Source organism: Vibrio sp. 1-Bac 57 (assembly GCF_037546855.1).
Lineage (GTDB): Bacteria > Pseudomonadota > Gammaproteobacteria > Enterobacterales > Psychromonadaceae > Psychromonas.
On sequence record NZ_JALAAC010000013.1, the window covers coordinates 78,537 to 96,058 of the forward strand.

The following is a 17,522-nucleotide window of genomic DNA, read 5'->3' on the forward strand; positions in this document are numbered from 1 at the left end:
TTAACTACAAATAATAGTTGGCCCTAACGGTAACTACTGCAACACACTGCAACTTTGTGACACAAGACCATTGTGAAGTTGAGTTTTAATGGTAGTCTTTTGCAGGTTACAAACCCATAACAAATTGATAACAAGATACAAATCAACTAAATGAACTAAAAGGGATTATGAAAATGCAGAAGATTTTTAAAAACGGAATAATTGGATTAGCGTGTTTATTTTCATTTAATGCAATGGCGGAGAACTACACCATCGGTACTGGTAGCCAAAGTGGTACTTATTATCCTCTTGGTGGCATACTTGCTAAAATCTGGAGTGAAAACATAGAAGACTTTGATATGCGTGCTGAAGTAACGGCTGCATCTGTTGAAAATACGATTAAAGTGTCGACAAACAAACAGCTCGCAGGTATTGCCATGGGTAATGTGGTATTGCAAGCACATGAAGGTGTAAAACCTTTCCCACGTAAAATGGATGTTTCTGTCTTATTTGCTTTGTATCCAAATGTTGTGCAGTTTATTGTGCCTGCTGATTCTGAAATTCAGTCTATTCAAGATCTTAAAGGTAAGCGTATTTCTCTAGGTGCACCAGGTTCGGGTACGCGTGTGAGTTCAACTAATATTCTTGCCGCTTTAGGCATTACAGAAAAAGATATTGATGCGCAGTCGCTTAACTATACTGCGACTACCAGTGCTATTTCTGCAGGACAAATTGATGCCGGCGCTATCGTAGGCAGCATTGGTGTTGGCGCGATTACTGAGCTTGCTTTTACTCACAATATTCGTATTTTATCTTTTACGCCTGAAGAACTAAAAGCAGTTTCTGCAAGTAATGCTTCTTATCAAGAAATCGAAGTGCCTGCAGGTAGTTATAAAGGTGTGAACGCATTTAATGCACCAGCAGTGTGGAACATCTTAGTAGTTAATAAAAACCTAGATACTGATTTAGCTTACAAGATGACTAAAGTTGCCTTTGAAAATATGAGCAAAATTAATCAAGTGATCAGTGTGACTAAATTTACTACGTTAGAAAATATGAACAAATTAGATGGGATTGATTTACACCCAGGTTCACTTAAATACTTAAAAGAACAAATGCAATAATCTCAACAGCTTTCGCTTAGAGAAAAAGTTCAAAGTAAATTATCTTAGAGAGAGTCATTATAAAAACGGTTAATAGGTATTTATTAGCCGTTTTATTTTATGCATGGCAACGAATAGTTTACGCATAACAATTAACCTAGTATCAATTAACCAAGTAGTAATTAACCAAGTAGTAATTAACCAAGTAGTAATTAACCAAGGGACAATTAAGCAAGGAGCAATTAACAAATAACAGTAAGTACAACTTTTAACATCAGCCTTTTAACTTGATTTAATCATTAACGTAATAACTAACGTAATCAAGAACCAATCTATAAATCTAATAATATTTGGTGACCCTGTGGAGAATAGCATGAGTGAATCTACTACTACGTGTAAATGGATTTCAGACAAAATAGTATTAATTGCTGCATTAGCAGCTATATCATTATCAATCTTTCAAATATGGCAAGGAATAACAGCCGACTTAGCCGCTACCATATTTAGACCTATTCACTTAAGCTGGGTATTAATCCTAGTATTTTTTACCCTACCACTAATTAAATCGCAACGTTCGACAGGTTTATACCTAATGGGGCGTATCATAGACTTAATCTTTATTGCCGCGATAGCTTGGGCTTCTTATCATATCGTTGCCTTTGACTATGACGATATTTCATTCTTATTAGATGGATTAACAACGCTTGATCAAATATCCGGTTTAATTATTTTAGTGTTATTACTAGAAGCAACAAGACGTACGGTTGGTTTAGTCATGGTGTTTATAGCCGCATTATTTTTAGTGTATGCTATTTTTGGTAATTACCTACCTGGCTCTGTGGCAAGTAAAGGCTTTGCTGTTGAGGAGATCATTAGATTCCATATCTATTCAACCAATGGTGTTTATGGCGCGCCACTCGCAATTGCTGCTGGTGTAGTTTTTATCTTTGTATTGTTTGGTGCCTTTTTACAGGTAACCGGAGCGGGTAAATTCTTTATCGATGCATCATTTTCGATTGCAGGTAAATACCGCGGTGGCCCAGCAAAAGCGAGTGTTATTGCTTCAGCTGCTTTAGGTTCAATTTCAGGATCTGCAATTGCTAATACGGTAACCACTGGCGCATTGACCATACCTATGATGAAAAAATTAGGCTATAAACCAGAGCAAGCTGCAGGTATAGAAGCGGCGGCGTCTACAGGTGGTCAAATCATGCCTCCTGTTATGGGTGCAGGTGCGTTTGTAATGGCTCAGTTTACGGGCATTCCCTACAGTGAAATTTTATTAGTATCGATAGCTCCTGCTATTTTATATTTTGCTTGTACCTTGCTTTATGTCCACCTAATGGCGTGTAAATTAGGCTTACAAGGCATGGAAATCACTGAGAAAATTTCCGTGGTGTTAAAAAATGGTTGGCATTTCCTCGTACCATTAATTTTAATCACTAGTTTACTGTTAATGAGTTATTCACCTATATTGGTGGGTATTTCAGGTTGTGTGGCTATTTTGGTGGCTGCTATGTGCAGAAAGCATAGCCGTATAACCATAGCGGTTTTCTTTGAAGGCATGAAGGAAGGGGCGCTATTAGCATTACCTATTTCTGTAGCTTGTGGTACTGCTGGTATTGTAGTCGGTGTTGTAGGACAAACAGGAATTGGATTGCAATTTACTCAGTTCTTAATGGCATTATCAGGCGGTTACCTATGGTCAGTATTAGGTCTGATTGCAATTGCAGCGGTTATCCTAGGAATGGGATTACCCGTAACCGCAGCTTATATCGTTTTATCTATTATGGCAGTGCCAAGTTTAACTGAGTTAGGTGTGGGTTTATTAGCGGCACACATGATTGTATTTTGGCTATCGCAAACGTCTAATGTCACGCCACCAATTGCATTAGCTGCCTTTGCCGCTGCAGGTATAGCTAATACATCACCGATGCGATCCGCCGTTCAAGCATTTAAGTTAGCTCAAGGCTTCTTCATTATTCCTATTATGATGGCTTTTTCTGGGTTGATTTGGATGGAAGGTCAAAACATCGACTTTTTTATTGCTATCGTATTAACCATTGGTTTAATCGTTGCATTTGCAGGCACTATAGAAGGACGCTTAGCCACTAAGCTACCTTTGCTTGCCCGTGGGTTATTGTTGATTGCTGGGTTTACTATGTTAGTACCTTATCTTTATATCAATATAGCGGGGATCGCGATCATTGTAATGGTTTGCTTGGTTAACTATCGTTTATCTAGAACTGAAGATGAGGTTGTAGCTGCTCAAATTTAAATTAAGTTTATGGAGTTAACTTCCATAACATAACCTCTACAATTTAAGACCTACATTTTAATATCTATAAGTTAACCGCTATCTCCAAAGAGGGTGATAGCGGTTAATATCAAATTCCAGTGTTAATAAATACCACTGTTAATGTTTAACATTCAATTCCTAATTACCAACGTCCAATACCTACTAACTACTAACTAATCACTAATACCTAGTAATTAATGCCATATATTACACTCGTCATAAATTGCAACGAAAGCTGTATATGCATACAGTTAAATGGGCGATTTTTATTTTAATAGTAAACTCTCAAACATTTAACACATATTTGAAGCATTAATGTTTATTAATCGAACAAATTATACTAAATCAGTAGGTTAATATGATTATCCGCTTTTTATTGCATTCTCACCTAACTGTTTATTTATACAGTTATTGGTAAATGTATCACTTTCAACATTAATTTTTAATAATCTATTAAAATTTTATTGAACGATCGTTCTGTCTGTGTTTCAATATTATCATCATAAAAAGGAGCATGACATGATCAAGTTTTATTTTCACCACACACCAAACCCAATGAAAGTGGCTTTGTTTTTAGAAGAAACAGGGCTTCCCTTTGAGTTAGTTGCACTTGATACTTTAAAAGGAGAGCAACACACACCTGAATATCGTCAAATAAATCCAAATGCTAAAGCACCGGCCATTGAGGATGATGGCACACGTGTTTTTGATTCAAATGCAATTTTGATGTACTTATCTGAAAAGACTGGAAAATTGGCTGGCCAACCAGGTGATCGTGCTGAAATGCTTTCTTGGTTAATGTTTATTGCTTCTGGTCTTGGTCCATATTCTGGTCAATGTGTACATTTCCGTCATGCTGCACCTGAAGGTAATGATTATGCAGTTAACCGTTACTTACGTGAAGCGCAACGTCATTATGAAGTGTTAGATACGCATTTAGCCGGGCGTGAATATATAGTTGGCGAAGAGTATACTATTGCCGATGTCTCTGCATGGGGCTGGATTGATAAAGCGGCAGTAGTATTGGGCGAAGAAGGGCTAACGCCTTACCCTAATATTAAACGTTGGTTTGATAGTATTAATAGTCGTCCAGCAGCAGCGCGCGCGAGAGAGATTGGTAAAGACATCTCATTTAAGAAAGAGTTTGATGAAGAAGCTAAACGGGCATTCTTCCCATCTAACTACCCTAAAGTTTAACTTTTTATTTGCGTAAGGAATTAAAATGACAGAGCAATATGTACCACCTAAAGTCTGGGTTCATGACACAAGTGGCGGCAACAAATGGGCGAGTATTAATCGACCGGTTTCTGGCTCTACACATGATAAAGAATTACCTGTTGGTGAACACAATTTACAACTTTATTCACTTGGTACGCCAAATGGCCAAAAAGTAACCATTCTTTTAGAAGAGTTATTAGTAGCAGGTGTTAAAGAAGCTGAATATGATGCTTACTTGATCAACATTGGTGAAGGCGATCAATTCTCTTCAGGATTTGTGGGTGCAAACCCTAACTCTAAAATTCCAGCGCTGGTGGATAAATCGAGTGATCAGTCTGTTAATGTGTTTGAATCCGCTTCAATTTTAGTTCATTTAGCAGAGAAATTTGGGCATTTTTTACCAACACAAGGTGCGGCGAGAACAACGACCTTTAATTGGTTATTTTGGGCTCAAGGTTCAGCTCCTTTCTTGGGTGGTGGATTTGGTCATTTTTATGCTTACGCAGATGAAAAATTTGAGTATCCAATCAATCGTTTTGCAATGGAAGCTAAGCGTCAACTGGATGTATTAGATAAGCAACTTGCTAACAATACTTATGTAGCGGGTGAAGAGTTTACAATTGCTGATATCGCAATATGGCCATGGTATGGAAATCTAGTACTTGGGAACTTATATGATGCTGCAGAGTTTTTACAAGTTGACACTTATACGCACGTTTTACGATGGGCAAAAATGCTTGAAGCACGAGAAGGTGTACAAAGAGGTCGTATAATAAACCGTTCTTGGGGTGAGGATTGGGAACAAGTTCCTGAGCGTCATTCAGCTGCAGATATTGATGCAGTATTAGCTAAAAAACCAAAATAGGTTTAAAGCTTAAACGTCGAGTGGGCGTACGTACTATGCAAGTGCTAAATAAGTGCTTATAGAAGAAGGCCAAGTAAGATAATCTCCTACTTGGCCTTTTTATATTTTGTAATCTAACTATTTAGCATCGGCAGGCAATAAAAATAAGCCCGTTGGATTAATCGTTAAAAATGCTCGTTCAGCTAAAGAGGCATTAAATTGTGAAGAGTTAAGCTGCAATAATATTTCATGCTCTTGCCAAGTTACACTCACTTCGTACATAGCCCCCATATAAGCAACTTTGTTCACTTGGCAACGTTGACTTTCATCACCTTGGTTAGTTAATAGGATCGCTTCAGGTCTAACGCCAATTAAATAGTTTCCACTTTTAAAACCTTCAACCATGGTCGGATCGGCAGGGGTCTTGTAACCATTAATGTTAATTTGTTCACCATCAAACTCACCTGGGAAGATATTAGCTTCACCCATAAAGTTTGCCATAAACATCGACGCTGGATTTTTGTAAAGCTCAGTGGGCGAACCTTGCTGCATAATTTCGCCATCTTTCATTACTATCACGGTATCTGACACGGCAAATGCTTCAGTTTGGTCATGCGTTACATACAAAGAAGTGATGTTGAAACGTTGCTGTAGTTCACGAATGGTTTCTCGCATGCTACGGCGTAAATTTGCATCTAAATTACTGAGAGGTTCATCAAACAACAACACTTTTGGTTTTAATACTAGCGCACGGGCCAGTGCCACACGTTGTTGTTGACCACCGGATATTTGATCCACATAACGCTCCCCAAAGCCTTCTAAATCAACTAATTTTAATGCTTCATCAACACGTTGTTTAGTTTCAGCTTTAGAGATGCCTAGCATCTTTAATCCATAGGCAACGTTTTGGTGTAATGATAAGTGAGGAAATAGTGCATAGGACTGAAATACCATACAGATATCACGCTGTTGAATCGAAGTATTGGTTACATCCTCACCATCAATAAATATTTGACCGCTGGTGGGCTTTTCCAATCCAGCCACTAAACGCAATACTGTTGTTTTCCCACAACCAGAAGGACCTAATAATGTAACTAAACTGCCTTTTTTGATCTCTAAGTCTAAGTTGCCTATGACTTCTTTATCGTCAAACTTTTTGCAGATATTTTTTAATACTACGAAGTTTTCATTTTCCATTTTACTGTTTTCCATTAATCGTTACTCCAGTCATTATTCTTGGTTGGTTGCTTTAGAACGAGATACACGGGTATCACCAACAAGGAAGTCAAAAATTAAAATAATTGCTAACATCACCACGATCAGCACTGATCCGTAGGAAATAGCGATACCGTATTCACCATCTTCAACACGATTCAAAATATAAGAAGTGGCAACACGCGTTTCCGGTGTAACTAAGAATATAATGGCACTTACTGTGGTCATTGCGCGCACAAAGCTATAAATCAGTGTCGATAAAATAGCTGGTTTTAATAACGGAAGTAGAATATGGGTAATCGTTTTTAAAGAATTAGCGCGTAAACTTAATGAAGCTTCATCCAATGATTTATCCAATTGGCCCAGTCCTGCTATACCAGAGCGTATCCCAACTGGCACATTCCTCATCACCATTGAGATCACCACAATCGCGGCTGTTCCCGTTAGATAAATTGGCGCATCATTAAAGGCTAATATGTAAGACACACCAGCTACTGTTCCGGGTACAGCAAAACAAAGCATGGTTGAGAACTCAATCACTTTTTTGCCACGGAATTGTTGTCTAACCACTATGTAAGCAATCAATAAACCGAAGAAAGCAGTTATTGGTGCGGCAATACCAGCATAAGTCATGGTAGTGATTAAAGAAGGCCAAGCTCCCTCACTCATTCCCATACCAAATAGGTTGATGTAGTTATTAAATGTCAGGCTGTAATCAACACCCCAGTTAACCGTAAAGCTGCCATAAAAGATGCTGCCGTAAAGAAGCACATTAAAGGCCATCCAAAAATACAGAAGACCCGATACACCTAGTTTCAACGATGGTGGTAGTGGTTGAACATCACCACGGTAAGACTTACCTGAAATAGTCACGTATGAACGTTTACCAATCCATAGATACTGCACTACAAAAATAGCTAAAGAGAATAACAGTAGCACTGCACCTAAAGTACTTGCCGAAGCATAATCAAGTTGAGCACCCGCAATGTAGAAATAAATCTGTGTTGCTAATACATCAAAACTACCACCCAGTACCAATGGATTACTGAAGTCAGCAAGAGATTGTACGAAGATGATTAAAAAGGAATTAGCCAATGCAGGTTTTAATAATGGCATCACAATTTGAAAGAAGGTTTGGTAACGGTTAGCACGTAATGTATATGACGCTTCTTCTAATGAAGGGTGTAAAGATTTCATTGCACCGTCAATAATCATGAAAGACATAGGTGCAAAAGCAAGTACTTGAGCCATCCAAATACCAGTAAAACCATATAACCAGTTAGTTTGTTCTAAACCGAACCAATCGACCATTAATTCAGTAATATAACCTGAACGACCAAGCATTAAAGTTACGCCTAAACCTACAACAAAGGGTGGAGTTACAATCGGTAGAATAGAAAATATGCGCGCGATAAAAGCGGAACGTTTTGCAATACGCGTAGTATAAATGGCAAAAATGAGACCAAAAAAAGTAGCACCGATTCCAACTGAAGTACCCAACATAACCGAGTTTAATATAATTTGTATAATGTGCGATTTAGTGAGTATTTCAAGGAACTGGAACAGTACAAAATTACCAGCATCATCCTGAAACATCGGTACAAAAATGGCAATACTTGGATAAATGATAAAAGTAGAGATTAATATAATGATGGAAATGAGCGATGCGATAATAAACACATCACCACCAAGGTATTCCATTCTTGAAAAGGCGAGTGTCATTACTGCGCCAAGGCCAATGAATAGAACAATCGTGGAGTAACCTAAACCTTGTTCAGTATACCAGGATGAAAGTAGCGTTATAAACATACAGAAAATAGAAAAAACAATATCGAACCAATGTTGTTTTTTGGCGTATTTGTTTTGTATTTTACGAGGGCGAATTAATAAACCGAGCGGTAAGATAAACCATAGCCAAGAAATATTAGCTGAGCTCCAGCCCATAGCCATGTTAATTTCTTCAAAAGTGGAATCGAACACCCCATAATCGAGTGAAAAACTGGGGAGGAATATAAAGCCGGCAAGTAACACCAAAACCCAATAAAAAATAGGATCTCGATGTTCAGGAGTAGGCCGGTGACGAGTAGATGATTTATCTGTTATATCATTCATTGTAAAATACCGAGTTAATAAAAAGTTATTTTTAATCAATTTGTTAGATTAAGTATTCCCGAACTGCAGCAAATGGAAATGTAATTTGTAATCGCGATTGATAATAGAATTAAAATAAAATATTAAGGGGAGATGAGCAGTACTAATACTGCTCATCTAAGTGAAGGTTATTCACCCATTTTTACTTCGTTTACCCATTTATCGATTAAACGTTTACGCTCACTAGATGAGCCGTACTTATTCATATCGTAATTAATTAAGGTTAGTTTTTTAGGGTCCAGCGCATTAGGTGATTGCTCTGCGGTTGTGTTGGTTAAAATTTGGAACGATTGACCTTTGTTCCAAGCTAACTCTTGGCCTTCTTTTGATAATACATAATCGACAAAAAGTTTTGCATTATCTAGGTTACGAGCCCCTTTAATAATACTCACACCACCAATTTCATAACCGGTTCCTTCACAAGGAGAAATAAGCTCCAATGGTGCACCTTTGGATTGTTCAAGTGAATAGTCATGTAAGAAGCCTACACCGATTGCGATTTCACCACGTGCAGAGTTACGAGATGGTGTTACACCTGATTTAGTGTATTGAGAGATGTTTTTATCTAATGCTTTGAAGTAATCAAACGCTTTATCTTCAGTCCAAAGTTGGATGAAGGTTGCTAATGCAGTGTATGCAGTGCCTGAACTTTGTGGGTCAGAAATTTGAATTTCATCTTTATATTCTGGTTTAGTCAGGTCACTCCAACAACGTGGGATTTCTAACCCTTTCTCTGCAAGGCGTTCAGTATTCACACCAAAACCAAGAATGCCCATATAAACGGCAGATGAGTAATTACCTTTACGCTTAGCTGGATCTTTGTATTGATCCATAATGAATTCAAGCTGAGGAGACTTATAAGGTTGCAGTAAATCCATTTCACCCGCTTGAGATTGTGGATCTAGCGTACCACCATACCAAACATCGGCACGAGGGTTCTTTTTCTCTGCTTCAATTTTAGCAAACGTGCTACCAGAGCCGTTACGTACAAATGAAGTTTTAACATCATATTTTTCAGAGAATGCTTTAGTTTCTGCTGAACACATTGCATTGGTTGCACTGCAGTAAACAACAAGTCGACCTTCAGCAACGGCTTGTGGTGCAATGGTCATTGTGGAGCCTAGAACACAAGCGGCTAATAAAGTACGTTGAGTGCTAATTTTCATATTCTTTCCCTTCCTTTTTTTGATAAAAAACTAATATTTCACTGTGTGAATAAATAATGCCAAAGCATTTAGTCTCGTTATTCCATTCAACTATTCTGCTAATACAAATATGAATAATGGTGTTAAAACATTCTAAATTTTCTTTTCAAGAAAACACAAGCGTTAGCAAGTAACAACAATACGGCTAGCCATTCGCGTTATCTCGCACATCCTGTGCTTTTACAAAAGGTAAGATCAGTAAACCAATACAAGCTGCAGATAAAGTAATGACACTGAAAAAACCTTCCCAATTAAATCGTTCAATAATTAAAGCAAGTGGGTAGCTAGCAAGTGCTGCGCCTAAATACCCAAATAATCCTACAAACCCAGTTGCTGTACCTGCTACATTCTTGTGTGAACATTCAGCGGCTGCCATTCCAATCATCATTTGAGGGCCAAATACAAAAAAACCAATGGAAAAAAAGCAACCCGATAGCACCACAAAATTATCTACAGGTGTTAACCACAGGGCAGAAACAGAAGCGAAAATACCCAAAGCAAAAATCAAAATCATTGGAGCGCGGTTACCACGGAAAAATCGGTCTGATCCCCAACCTCCAAATAATGACCCAAGAAAACCGCCTATTTCGAACATGGAAACAGCCGCATTGGCTGAAAAAAGTTCAAATCCATGTCTTTGCATTAAATAAAGGTTTCCCCAATCATTAATAGCGGTACGTACGATATACACCAAAAAATAAGAGCTACATAAAATCCAAATATACTTATTACCTAATACATAAACAGTTAGGATTTTTTTAAAACTTAATCCTTTACCTTCTTGTTCGTGTTGCTTTTCAAGTGCATCATTTCGCCACTCGCCGACACTAGGTAGACCTAAACTGGTTGGCTTGTCCTGCATTCTGAAACATAAAACAATGCCAACTAATATGGCCGCAAGTCCTGGCATAATGAACCCATAACGCCAACCCCAAGAGACCGCTATAAAGCCGATGACAATAGGGATCAACGCACCACTTAAATTGTGACATGTATTCCAAATCGACCACCAAAAACCACGTTCAGAACGAGAATACCAAGTGGTTAATAGCTTGGCACAAGGTGGCCATCCCCAACCTTGAAAAAAGGCGTTCGCTACCCACAATGTGGCAAACATGAATAACGATGAACTCAAACCAAAGGCAATATTAATAATGCCCGTTGCTATCAACCCCAATCCCATAAAATAACTAGGTTTTGATTGATCGCTGACCATCCCGGAAAAAAATTTGGATAGGCCGTAAGTAATATAAAAAAGTGTTCCTAAAAAGCCGATATCGGAATGTGCTAACCCAAGGTCGGAAAGTAAAGCTGGCATCGCAAAGTTCAAACTTTTACGCGTAAAATAAAACATGCCGTAACCAAGATACATAGATAACATTAAGTGCAATCGCCAGTATTGATAAGTGGCATTAATTTGTACTTGATTAGTTATCGTTTTAGCGGGTTGCTCAGAGGTTAAAAAACCCATCATGTGTAAATTCTCCTAACTGAAAACGATGGTACTGAATGGTGTTGGTGAAAGAGTGAGACTAATTTCTAAATGACTAAGAAAAATTCCTAGTTTTACTGTGTAAGGCCCAGAGTTGTGGGCTAGGTAACATAATATTTTCCTACTTAGCGGCCTATTAAATCATTAATAACTTTAGTTGTTGTCATTTTAATCTGCGTTGGAAAAGGCTTTTACGGGTAAATGAATGGTTATTAGGGTGCCGGGGTAAGAGGTCTTCAAGTTTGTTAACCTTGTTGCCGATTGCTGATGCTGGTCTGCTTGTACTTCTCGGGTTTGTATTCTTATTTTTCCACCCAATGCACTGGTCCGTTCTTTGATCCCCTTAAGCCCTTGCCCCTTATTTTGCCATTGTTCAGGCAATCCGATTCCATTGTCTCGTAATTCTAAGGTAAACACTTCACCGGGTAATAAACTTAATTTAACTTCGCTTGCCTGCGCATGTTTACTGACATTATTTAATAATTCTTGCACAATTCGATATAACGTAACGGCGGTAATATCATCAAGCTTAGTGGCAGATAAACCAAAATTTAGTTTAAAATCAATACGTCTATCGGCAAAGCGCATTTCTGCACTTAGTTGTCTAATGGCATCTTCTAAGCCTAATTCATCAAGGGAATGAGGGCGCAACTGAGTTAATAGTTGCCGAGTAGAGCTGTGAATTCTTAATGCTAATGTGTTAATCGTGGTTGCGATATCTTGACTATTTTTATCCTGGCTTACTTTGCCTGCAAGCATTGCTTGGATTTGAATCGCTGTAATATTTTGGCCGATTTCATCATGTAATTCGCGAGCCACAGACTTGCGAATATTTTCTTCCGCTTGCACTAGTTGCTGTGTTAACTGTTGCTTATTAGAAAGCTCCATTGCTAAATCACAGTTAACCCGTTGTAGTTGTTCAGATAATAAATACTGTCTACTGATGGCGATCCCTAAACCTAATCCAACTAGAGCTTGGCTAGTCATAAAAATTTGTAATTCTTGATCCGATTCAAAGGTGCCTGTGATTTGTCTCGCGGTAGTTAACAGTATGCTGTTAATCACACCCGCTAATACACCACCTTGCCAACCGTATTTGTAGGCCATAAAAATGTTTGGTAATAATATAATTAATAGTACCAAGGGTTTCATTGTTTCTAATAGCGTTAATTCTGCAACTAGGCCGATACTAAAAAAGCCTATTCCCCAGATGATGGCAGAGGGGCGCAAGCGGATCTCTTGATGGATCAGAATTGGACTTAAAGGTAACCACAATTTATGTTGAAGATAGTCATAAAGCAGGTATAAAAACGGGGCTAACAAAATCCCGCCTGTTAATGCGGAAATGGTCGCTGAAAATACATAACTAAAGGGCAAGTTTAAGGGGTTCGCAAGTAGTAAAAGGGCTAAGCCACAAACTAAACTATAAAGGATAGTAACGGCAGATAGCGCAAGCAACTTTTGCCAATAGGTCTCTAAATGCTTCCAATAGTGACTAAACGGTATGGCAATAATATAGGGTAAAAAAACAAACATGAATAATAAGTTTTCGTGTTCACTTTCTCCCAAGAGATAAAGTAAACTAGCAACAATAAACAATTCACTCATCATAAAAAGATGCCACAAACTACGCGGCGCGAGAGTGAATGTGATTAATTTTAACCCTGTAGGTAGCAATAAACCCGCTAATAAAATATCTGGCGATAAATAACGGCTAATATTCCATAAACAAAACCAGCTAATGCTATAAATTAAAAAGCTAAATATATAAACAAAAGCGAGCTTAGAGAGGCTGTGTTCACCAATGATGTAATTGTTGAACACATCTTGATTGGTCTCAGTTAGAGGGGACTTAATCGCCATTTACTTATTCTGCCAATAGTTTATGCCGAAGTGCAAAACGAATTAGGTCAACATTATTTTGAAGGTCTAGCTTACTAAGAATATTCGCTCTATGTACGTGTATAGTTTTGTGGCTAATGAAAAGCTCATTTCCAATATTTTTTACATCTTTACCTTGAATCAGGTGATTAAATACTTCTGTTTCACGCTTTGTTAACGCATTCAATGGTGATGGTGTTGCTGCGGCATTACTTAAGTTAAATAATGCATCCGCGCATAAATAACGATCACCTTTAGCCACGGTTCGGATCGCCGCAACTAATTCTCCTGGTCCACAACGTTTCGATAAATATCCGCTGGCACCAGCTTCAATAGCTTGGCTAACAAAGGAAGCTGAGTCATAAATAGATAAAATAATGGCTTTAAAATTTGGTTGTACTTTGCGTAACTTACCCAATAGCACTAGGCCACTTTCGTCGGGCATTGAAATATCAATAACAGCAACATCTAATGTAGTACTCGCGAGTGCTTGGTAAGCATCTAAAGCACAACCATATTGGCTATGTACTTGTATATCTGGTTCAACACTCAATAATTGGGCAAAGCCAGAACGTACCATAATATGATCATCAACTAACGCGACGGAAATCATCTAAAACCCTTGTAATAAAAACATCTAAAGTGTGTAGGCTACTGCAAGATTATTGATCCAGCCTAAGCTTGTAGTACCACGGGAGTTTGTTAATGCAATCAGTTGTAAATTAAGGAATAGTAACTGATATTATTTTTTCAGAGTTTAACCTAACTACAGATTAGTTAAGTGATGTTTCATCATAGAAATTAAATTTTTAATGCTAATTTTTTATTGTTAGCCATAAAAAATCAAAGTTATTGCGCTCATAATAGTTGCAGAACTCAGAATAGTTACTCTGCTCAGATTACAATGCTAAGAATAAGTGCAAGGCTCAAGTTTAGCTGCAATGTTAGATGACTGTCCAAAGCGTCTGTGTTTCAATATTCACAAAACATTAAATATAAAAAGTAAAAACAAAGACAAGCTAAATAGAAATTAAATTGATACATAACAGAAGAGGTTGCCATGAAGTTATTTGGTGCAATAGAAGCAGGTGGTACAAAATTTGTTTGTGCAATAGGCACTGAACAAGGCAATATTTTAGAAAAAGTAACTATTCCAACATCCACTCCAGATGAGACCCTTGCACAAGTTATCGCTTTTTTTGAAGATAAACCTATTCAAGCATTAGGTGTTGGTTCTTTTGGTCCTATTGACCCTAACCTTGATTCACCCACCTATGGATACATTACAAAAACACCCAAGCCAAATTGGAGCGACTACAACTTAATAGGCGTATTGAAACAACACTTTGATTTACCCATCGGCTTCGATACTGACGTTAATGGTGCAGCGCTTGGTGAGTTAAATTGGGGTGCCGCAAAAGGGTTATCATCTTCATTGTACATTACTGTTGGTACAGGGATTGGTGCTGGCGCGGTGATTGAAGGTAACAGGGTGCATGGTTTATTACATCCTGAAATGGGCCATATTTCTGTGCGAAGACATCCTGATGATAATTATCAAGGTACTTGTCCATTTCATGGTGATTGTCTTGAGGGATTAGCTGCAGGACCCGCTATAGAAAAGCGTTGGGGTGAGTTAGCAAATACATTATCCGTTGAACATCAAGCATGGGAAATGGAGGCTTATTACTTAGCACAAGCGCTGGTTAATTATATTCTCATCCTCTCCCCAGAAAAGATAATTATGGGAGGAGGGGTAATGAAGCAAGCCCATTTATTCCCTTTAATTAGACAAAAAGTAAAAGAAATGTTGAACGGTTATGTTAGTAAAGCAGAAATTTTGACGCATATTGAACACTATATAGTACCTCCACTATTGGGTGATAGTGCTGGTATATGCGGCGGTATTGCACTTGCAATTAAAGCTTAAATATTTTTGACTGAAGTTAGCCCTGTAAATAATTATGCCTTAAATTGCTGATCAAGCATTGTAAAGAGAGTTAATCTTCTTTTTATTGCCGCTCTTTACTGCTCTTTTGCTGCAGACTTAAGGAGCAGACTGTTTGTGCTATTTTTAATAAAATGGATAAAGCAGTCTGCCATTGAATGTTGAGTAATAATTCCTTCACCTTCCATCATAGTCAATGCATCGTAGCCTTCTTTACCTTTCATGGTATAAGCGGAAGAACTGCCATAATAAAAGCTTTCATGGTCAATCTGTTGCCAACCGTTAGCTTTTGTATAGATAACCAGTTTAGCAATACGTTGACCCATAGGCCGTTCATTATAATAGCGAAAACTCAGGTTATGAGTATAAGGATAACTTCCAGACCCGCTTCCCATGACACCATTATTGGTCGCATTATTAATTGCACCCTCTAAAGCCTGCGCAATATATTTCCCCTTGATACGATAAACACCAATAGGCACAACAAAAGGCAGCAACTTACCTGCAATATCTGCTACTGAAATATTACCGCTGTTTAAAGATGACCTTACGCCACCCGCATTATGGATTGCAAAATCAACTTGATGCCCATTATGATTCATCATATGAACAAATGACTCTGCAACAAGAGGCGCAATATCGCTTCCTCCTTGCACATCTGGTATACGAATATGCCGCATATTCTCAGCGATGGTTGCAATCACGGTACTTTGTAACTCACGGACTCTGGGGATATATTTATCAAGTAGCAAACTTTGCAGTTGTAGATCTTTTTTACACACGACCACATTTTTATGTTGCGCAAGGTAAAGGCTGGCTTTGTTATAGAGTTGATCCTCATGAGTGCTTAACAGGGTTTTATCAATACATAATCGGCGACCTATTAATAACTCATTTTTTCCATTAAAAGCAGTTACTGAACCATCGGCGGCAAAGTCAATTTCACAATGGCCAAGCGCCTGTGAATGGCATCCTGCTTGAACAATATAAGTATCATTAATTTTTAAACCGTACTCAGACTCTTTTTTAAACCCTAAATCACTTAAATCGCCCTGCAGAACATGAGTATGACCTCCGACTATTAAACTAATACCATCTACTTTGTCTGCTAAATCACAATCACCCTGAAAACCTAGATGGCTTAATAATATTATTTTATTAATGCCCGTTGCTTGAATTGATTTAATAGTATTAATGGCTGTTTGGTAAGAATCAACAAAGGGTGTGTCTAAGTCTACATTTGCGATATCAGCCATCTTGTCGATTGAAAGCCCAAATATTGCAATCGGCTCGCCATCTACAATACGCGTGATCCACTGTGCAGTCTTATCCTTAGGTTGATAAGAGAGTAAGTTTGAACGACCATTTAACCGATGAGACTTAGTGTTTAATTCGTTCGACAAATCCCAGTTACCCGCTAACAACGGAAACGTGATCCGATCCAAAAAGGTCGCAACTGGTTCGTTACCCATATCTAATTCATGGTTGCCAATCGTCATCATATCAATACCTAATGCATTGAGCATTTCGGCATTTGCTTTGCCTTTAAACAAAGAAAAATACAATGTGCCTTGAAAACAATCACCGGCATGCATAAATAGAAAATTTCGATCATGTGCGAGTGCGTTAGCTTTAAGTTGTTTAACCCGTGTCGCGATCCGCGAAAAGCCCCCATTACTAACATAGGGAGAAAGCTTTTTTCCATCGATATTAAGTTGTAACTGCAATGCCTGGGGTTCAAAGTAAGAGTGCGTATCATTGATATGTGCCAATGTTATTCTCACTGGCTTATTGTTTTTTATCATAAACCTTCATTTTTATAATTTAAATCTAAGTACTGTTTCATTTGATAGTAACGTATTAATCGTGACAATATTATTAATATGTTTTTACTGTATGTTTTTTGCTTAACCTATATTTAATTAAATCACACTCTACCAATAATAATAAACTAATCAATTGAATAGGTAGCACTAAGCTTATATTGGCAAAATAGACATGGGTTTTACATTGTAAATTTTTATGCGTGATGTGTTTTATATGAGGGGGATATTAACTAAAGTAGAGGGGGTTACTGGTTTAAGTGCGAGGGGGCGAAAAACCAATTATTATCCACTTACTTACAGTGTAGATATCGTATCGATATTGGTGAACAGCAAGTAACGGTATTATTTAGAGTCTAATAAA

The 17,522-nt window shown here is 37.9% G+C and carries 12 protein-coding genes; 5 read left to right on the forward strand and 7 right to left on the reverse strand.

Features of this window, described 5'->3' with window-relative positions:
- The first annotated feature begins 173 nt into the window (after nucleotides 1-173).
- From MT391_RS10480 to yghU, 4 genes are all read left to right on the forward strand, one after another.
- Nucleotides 174-1,103, forward strand: a complete 930-nt coding sequence (locus MT391_RS10480) for a TAXI family TRAP transporter solute-binding subunit (protein ID WP_499497914.1) — start codon at nucleotides 174-176, stop codon at nucleotides 1,101-1,103.
- Nucleotides 1,104-1,455: 352 nt separating this feature from the next.
- Complete coding sequence (locus MT391_RS10485) at nucleotides 1,456-3,360, forward strand: TRAP transporter permease (RefSeq protein ID WP_499497916.1); 1,905 nt, start codon at nucleotides 1,456-1,458, stop codon at nucleotides 3,358-3,360.
- Between the two features lie 540 nt (nucleotides 3,361-3,900).
- On the forward strand, nucleotides 3,901-4,578 hold the full coding sequence (locus MT391_RS10490) for a glutathione S-transferase family protein (protein WP_499497917.1): 678 nt from the start codon (nucleotides 3,901-3,903) through the stop codon (nucleotides 4,576-4,578).
- Nucleotides 4,579-4,603: 25 nt separating this feature from the next.
- Complete coding sequence (yghU, locus tag MT391_RS10495; RefSeq protein WP_499497919.1) at nucleotides 4,604-5,464, forward strand: glutathione-dependent disulfide-bond oxidoreductase; 861 nt, start codon at nucleotides 4,604-4,606, stop codon at nucleotides 5,462-5,464.
- Between the two features lie 117 nt (nucleotides 5,465-5,581).
- Here yghU and fbpC read toward each other — a convergent pair whose 3' ends face one another.
- The 6 genes from fbpC to MT391_RS10525 all read right to left on the reverse strand — a co-directional run bounded on the left by fbpC (nucleotide 5,582) and on the right by MT391_RS10525 (nucleotide 14,000).
- Nucleotides 5,582-6,640, reverse strand: a complete 1,059-nt coding sequence (gene fbpC, locus MT391_RS10500) for a ferric ABC transporter ATP-binding protein (protein ID WP_499497951.1) — start codon at nucleotides 6,638-6,640, stop codon at nucleotides 5,582-5,584.
- A gap of 33 nt (nucleotides 6,641-6,673) precedes the next feature.
- Nucleotides 6,674-8,770, reverse strand: a complete 2,097-nt coding sequence (locus MT391_RS10505) for an ABC transporter permease (RefSeq protein ID WP_499497921.1) — start codon at nucleotides 8,768-8,770, stop codon at nucleotides 6,674-6,676.
- A gap of 167 nt (nucleotides 8,771-8,937) precedes the next feature.
- Nucleotides 8,938-9,975, reverse strand: coding sequence for an ABC transporter substrate-binding protein (locus MT391_RS10510; RefSeq protein WP_499497923.1), 1,038 nt, complete (start codon nucleotides 9,973-9,975; stop codon nucleotides 8,938-8,940).
- A gap of 184 nt (nucleotides 9,976-10,159) precedes the next feature.
- A complete protein-coding gene (locus tag MT391_RS10515) occupies nucleotides 10,160-11,488 on the reverse strand; it encodes an MFS transporter (RefSeq protein ID WP_499497925.1) in 1,329 nt (442 codons plus the stop codon).
- Between the two features lie 186 nt (nucleotides 11,489-11,674).
- Nucleotides 11,675-13,369, reverse strand: coding sequence for an MASE1 domain-containing sensor histidine kinase (locus MT391_RS10520; protein WP_499497927.1), 1,695 nt, complete (start codon nucleotides 13,367-13,369; stop codon nucleotides 11,675-11,677).
- Nucleotides 13,370-13,373: 4 nt separating this feature from the next.
- Nucleotides 13,374-14,000: a response regulator gene (locus tag MT391_RS10525; protein ID WP_499497929.1), complete on the reverse strand. Its 627-nt coding sequence runs from the start codon at nucleotides 13,998-14,000 to the stop codon at nucleotides 13,374-13,376.
- A gap of 447 nt (nucleotides 14,001-14,447) precedes the next feature.
- Between MT391_RS10525 and MT391_RS10530 the strand changes: the two genes are divergently transcribed.
- On the forward strand, nucleotides 14,448-15,317 hold the full coding sequence (locus MT391_RS10530; protein WP_499497930.1) for an ROK family protein: 870 nt from the start codon (nucleotides 14,448-14,450) through the stop codon (nucleotides 15,315-15,317).
- Nucleotides 15,318-15,412: 95 nt separating this feature from the next.
- Here MT391_RS10530 and MT391_RS10535 read toward each other — a convergent pair whose 3' ends face one another.
- Nucleotides 15,413-17,140, reverse strand: coding sequence for a bifunctional metallophosphatase/5'-nucleotidase (locus tag MT391_RS10535; protein WP_499497932.1), 1,728 nt, complete (start codon nucleotides 17,138-17,140; stop codon nucleotides 15,413-15,415).
- Between the last annotated feature and the right edge of the window lie 382 nt (nucleotides 17,141-17,522).

Coding starts and splice junctions, on each gene's coding strand:
- MT391_RS10525 (WP_499497929.1), bottom strand. CDS start 14,000: ATGATTTCCGTCGCGTTAGTTGATGATCATATTATGGTACGTTCTGGC.
- yghU (WP_499497919.1), top strand. CDS start 4,604: ATGACAGAGCAATATGTACCACCTAAAGTCTGGGTTCATGACACAAGT.
- MT391_RS10490 (WP_499497917.1), top strand. CDS start 3,901: ATGATCAAGTTTTATTTTCACCACACACCAAACCCAATGAAAGTGGCT.
- MT391_RS10510 (WP_499497923.1), bottom strand. CDS start 9,975: ATGAAAATTAGCACTCAACGTACTTTATTAGCCGCTTGTGTTCTAGGC.
- MT391_RS10535 (WP_499497932.1), bottom strand. CDS start 17,140: ATGATAAAAAACAATAAGCCAGTGAGAATAACATTGGCACATATCAAT.
- MT391_RS10520 (WP_499497927.1), bottom strand. CDS start 13,369: ATGGCGATTAAGTCCCCTCTAACTGAGACCAATCAAGATGTGTTCAAC.
- MT391_RS10505 (WP_499497921.1), bottom strand. CDS start 8,770: ATGAATGATATAACAGATAAATCATCTACTCGTCACCGGCCTACTCCT.
- MT391_RS10485 (WP_499497916.1), top strand. CDS start 1,456: ATGAGTGAATCTACTACTACGTGTAAATGGATTTCAGACAAAATAGTA.
- fbpC (WP_499497951.1), bottom strand. CDS start 6,640: ATGGAAAATGAAAACTTCGTAGTATTAAAAAATATCTGCAAAAAGTTT.
- MT391_RS10480 (WP_499497914.1), top strand. CDS start 174: ATGCAGAAGATTTTTAAAAACGGAATAATTGGATTAGCGTGTTTATTT.
- MT391_RS10530 (WP_499497930.1), top strand. CDS start 14,448: ATGAAGTTATTTGGTGCAATAGAAGCAGGTGGTACAAAATTTGTTTGT.
- MT391_RS10515 (WP_499497925.1), bottom strand. CDS start 11,488: ATGATGGGTTTTTTAACCTCTGAGCAACCCGCTAAAACGATAACTAAT.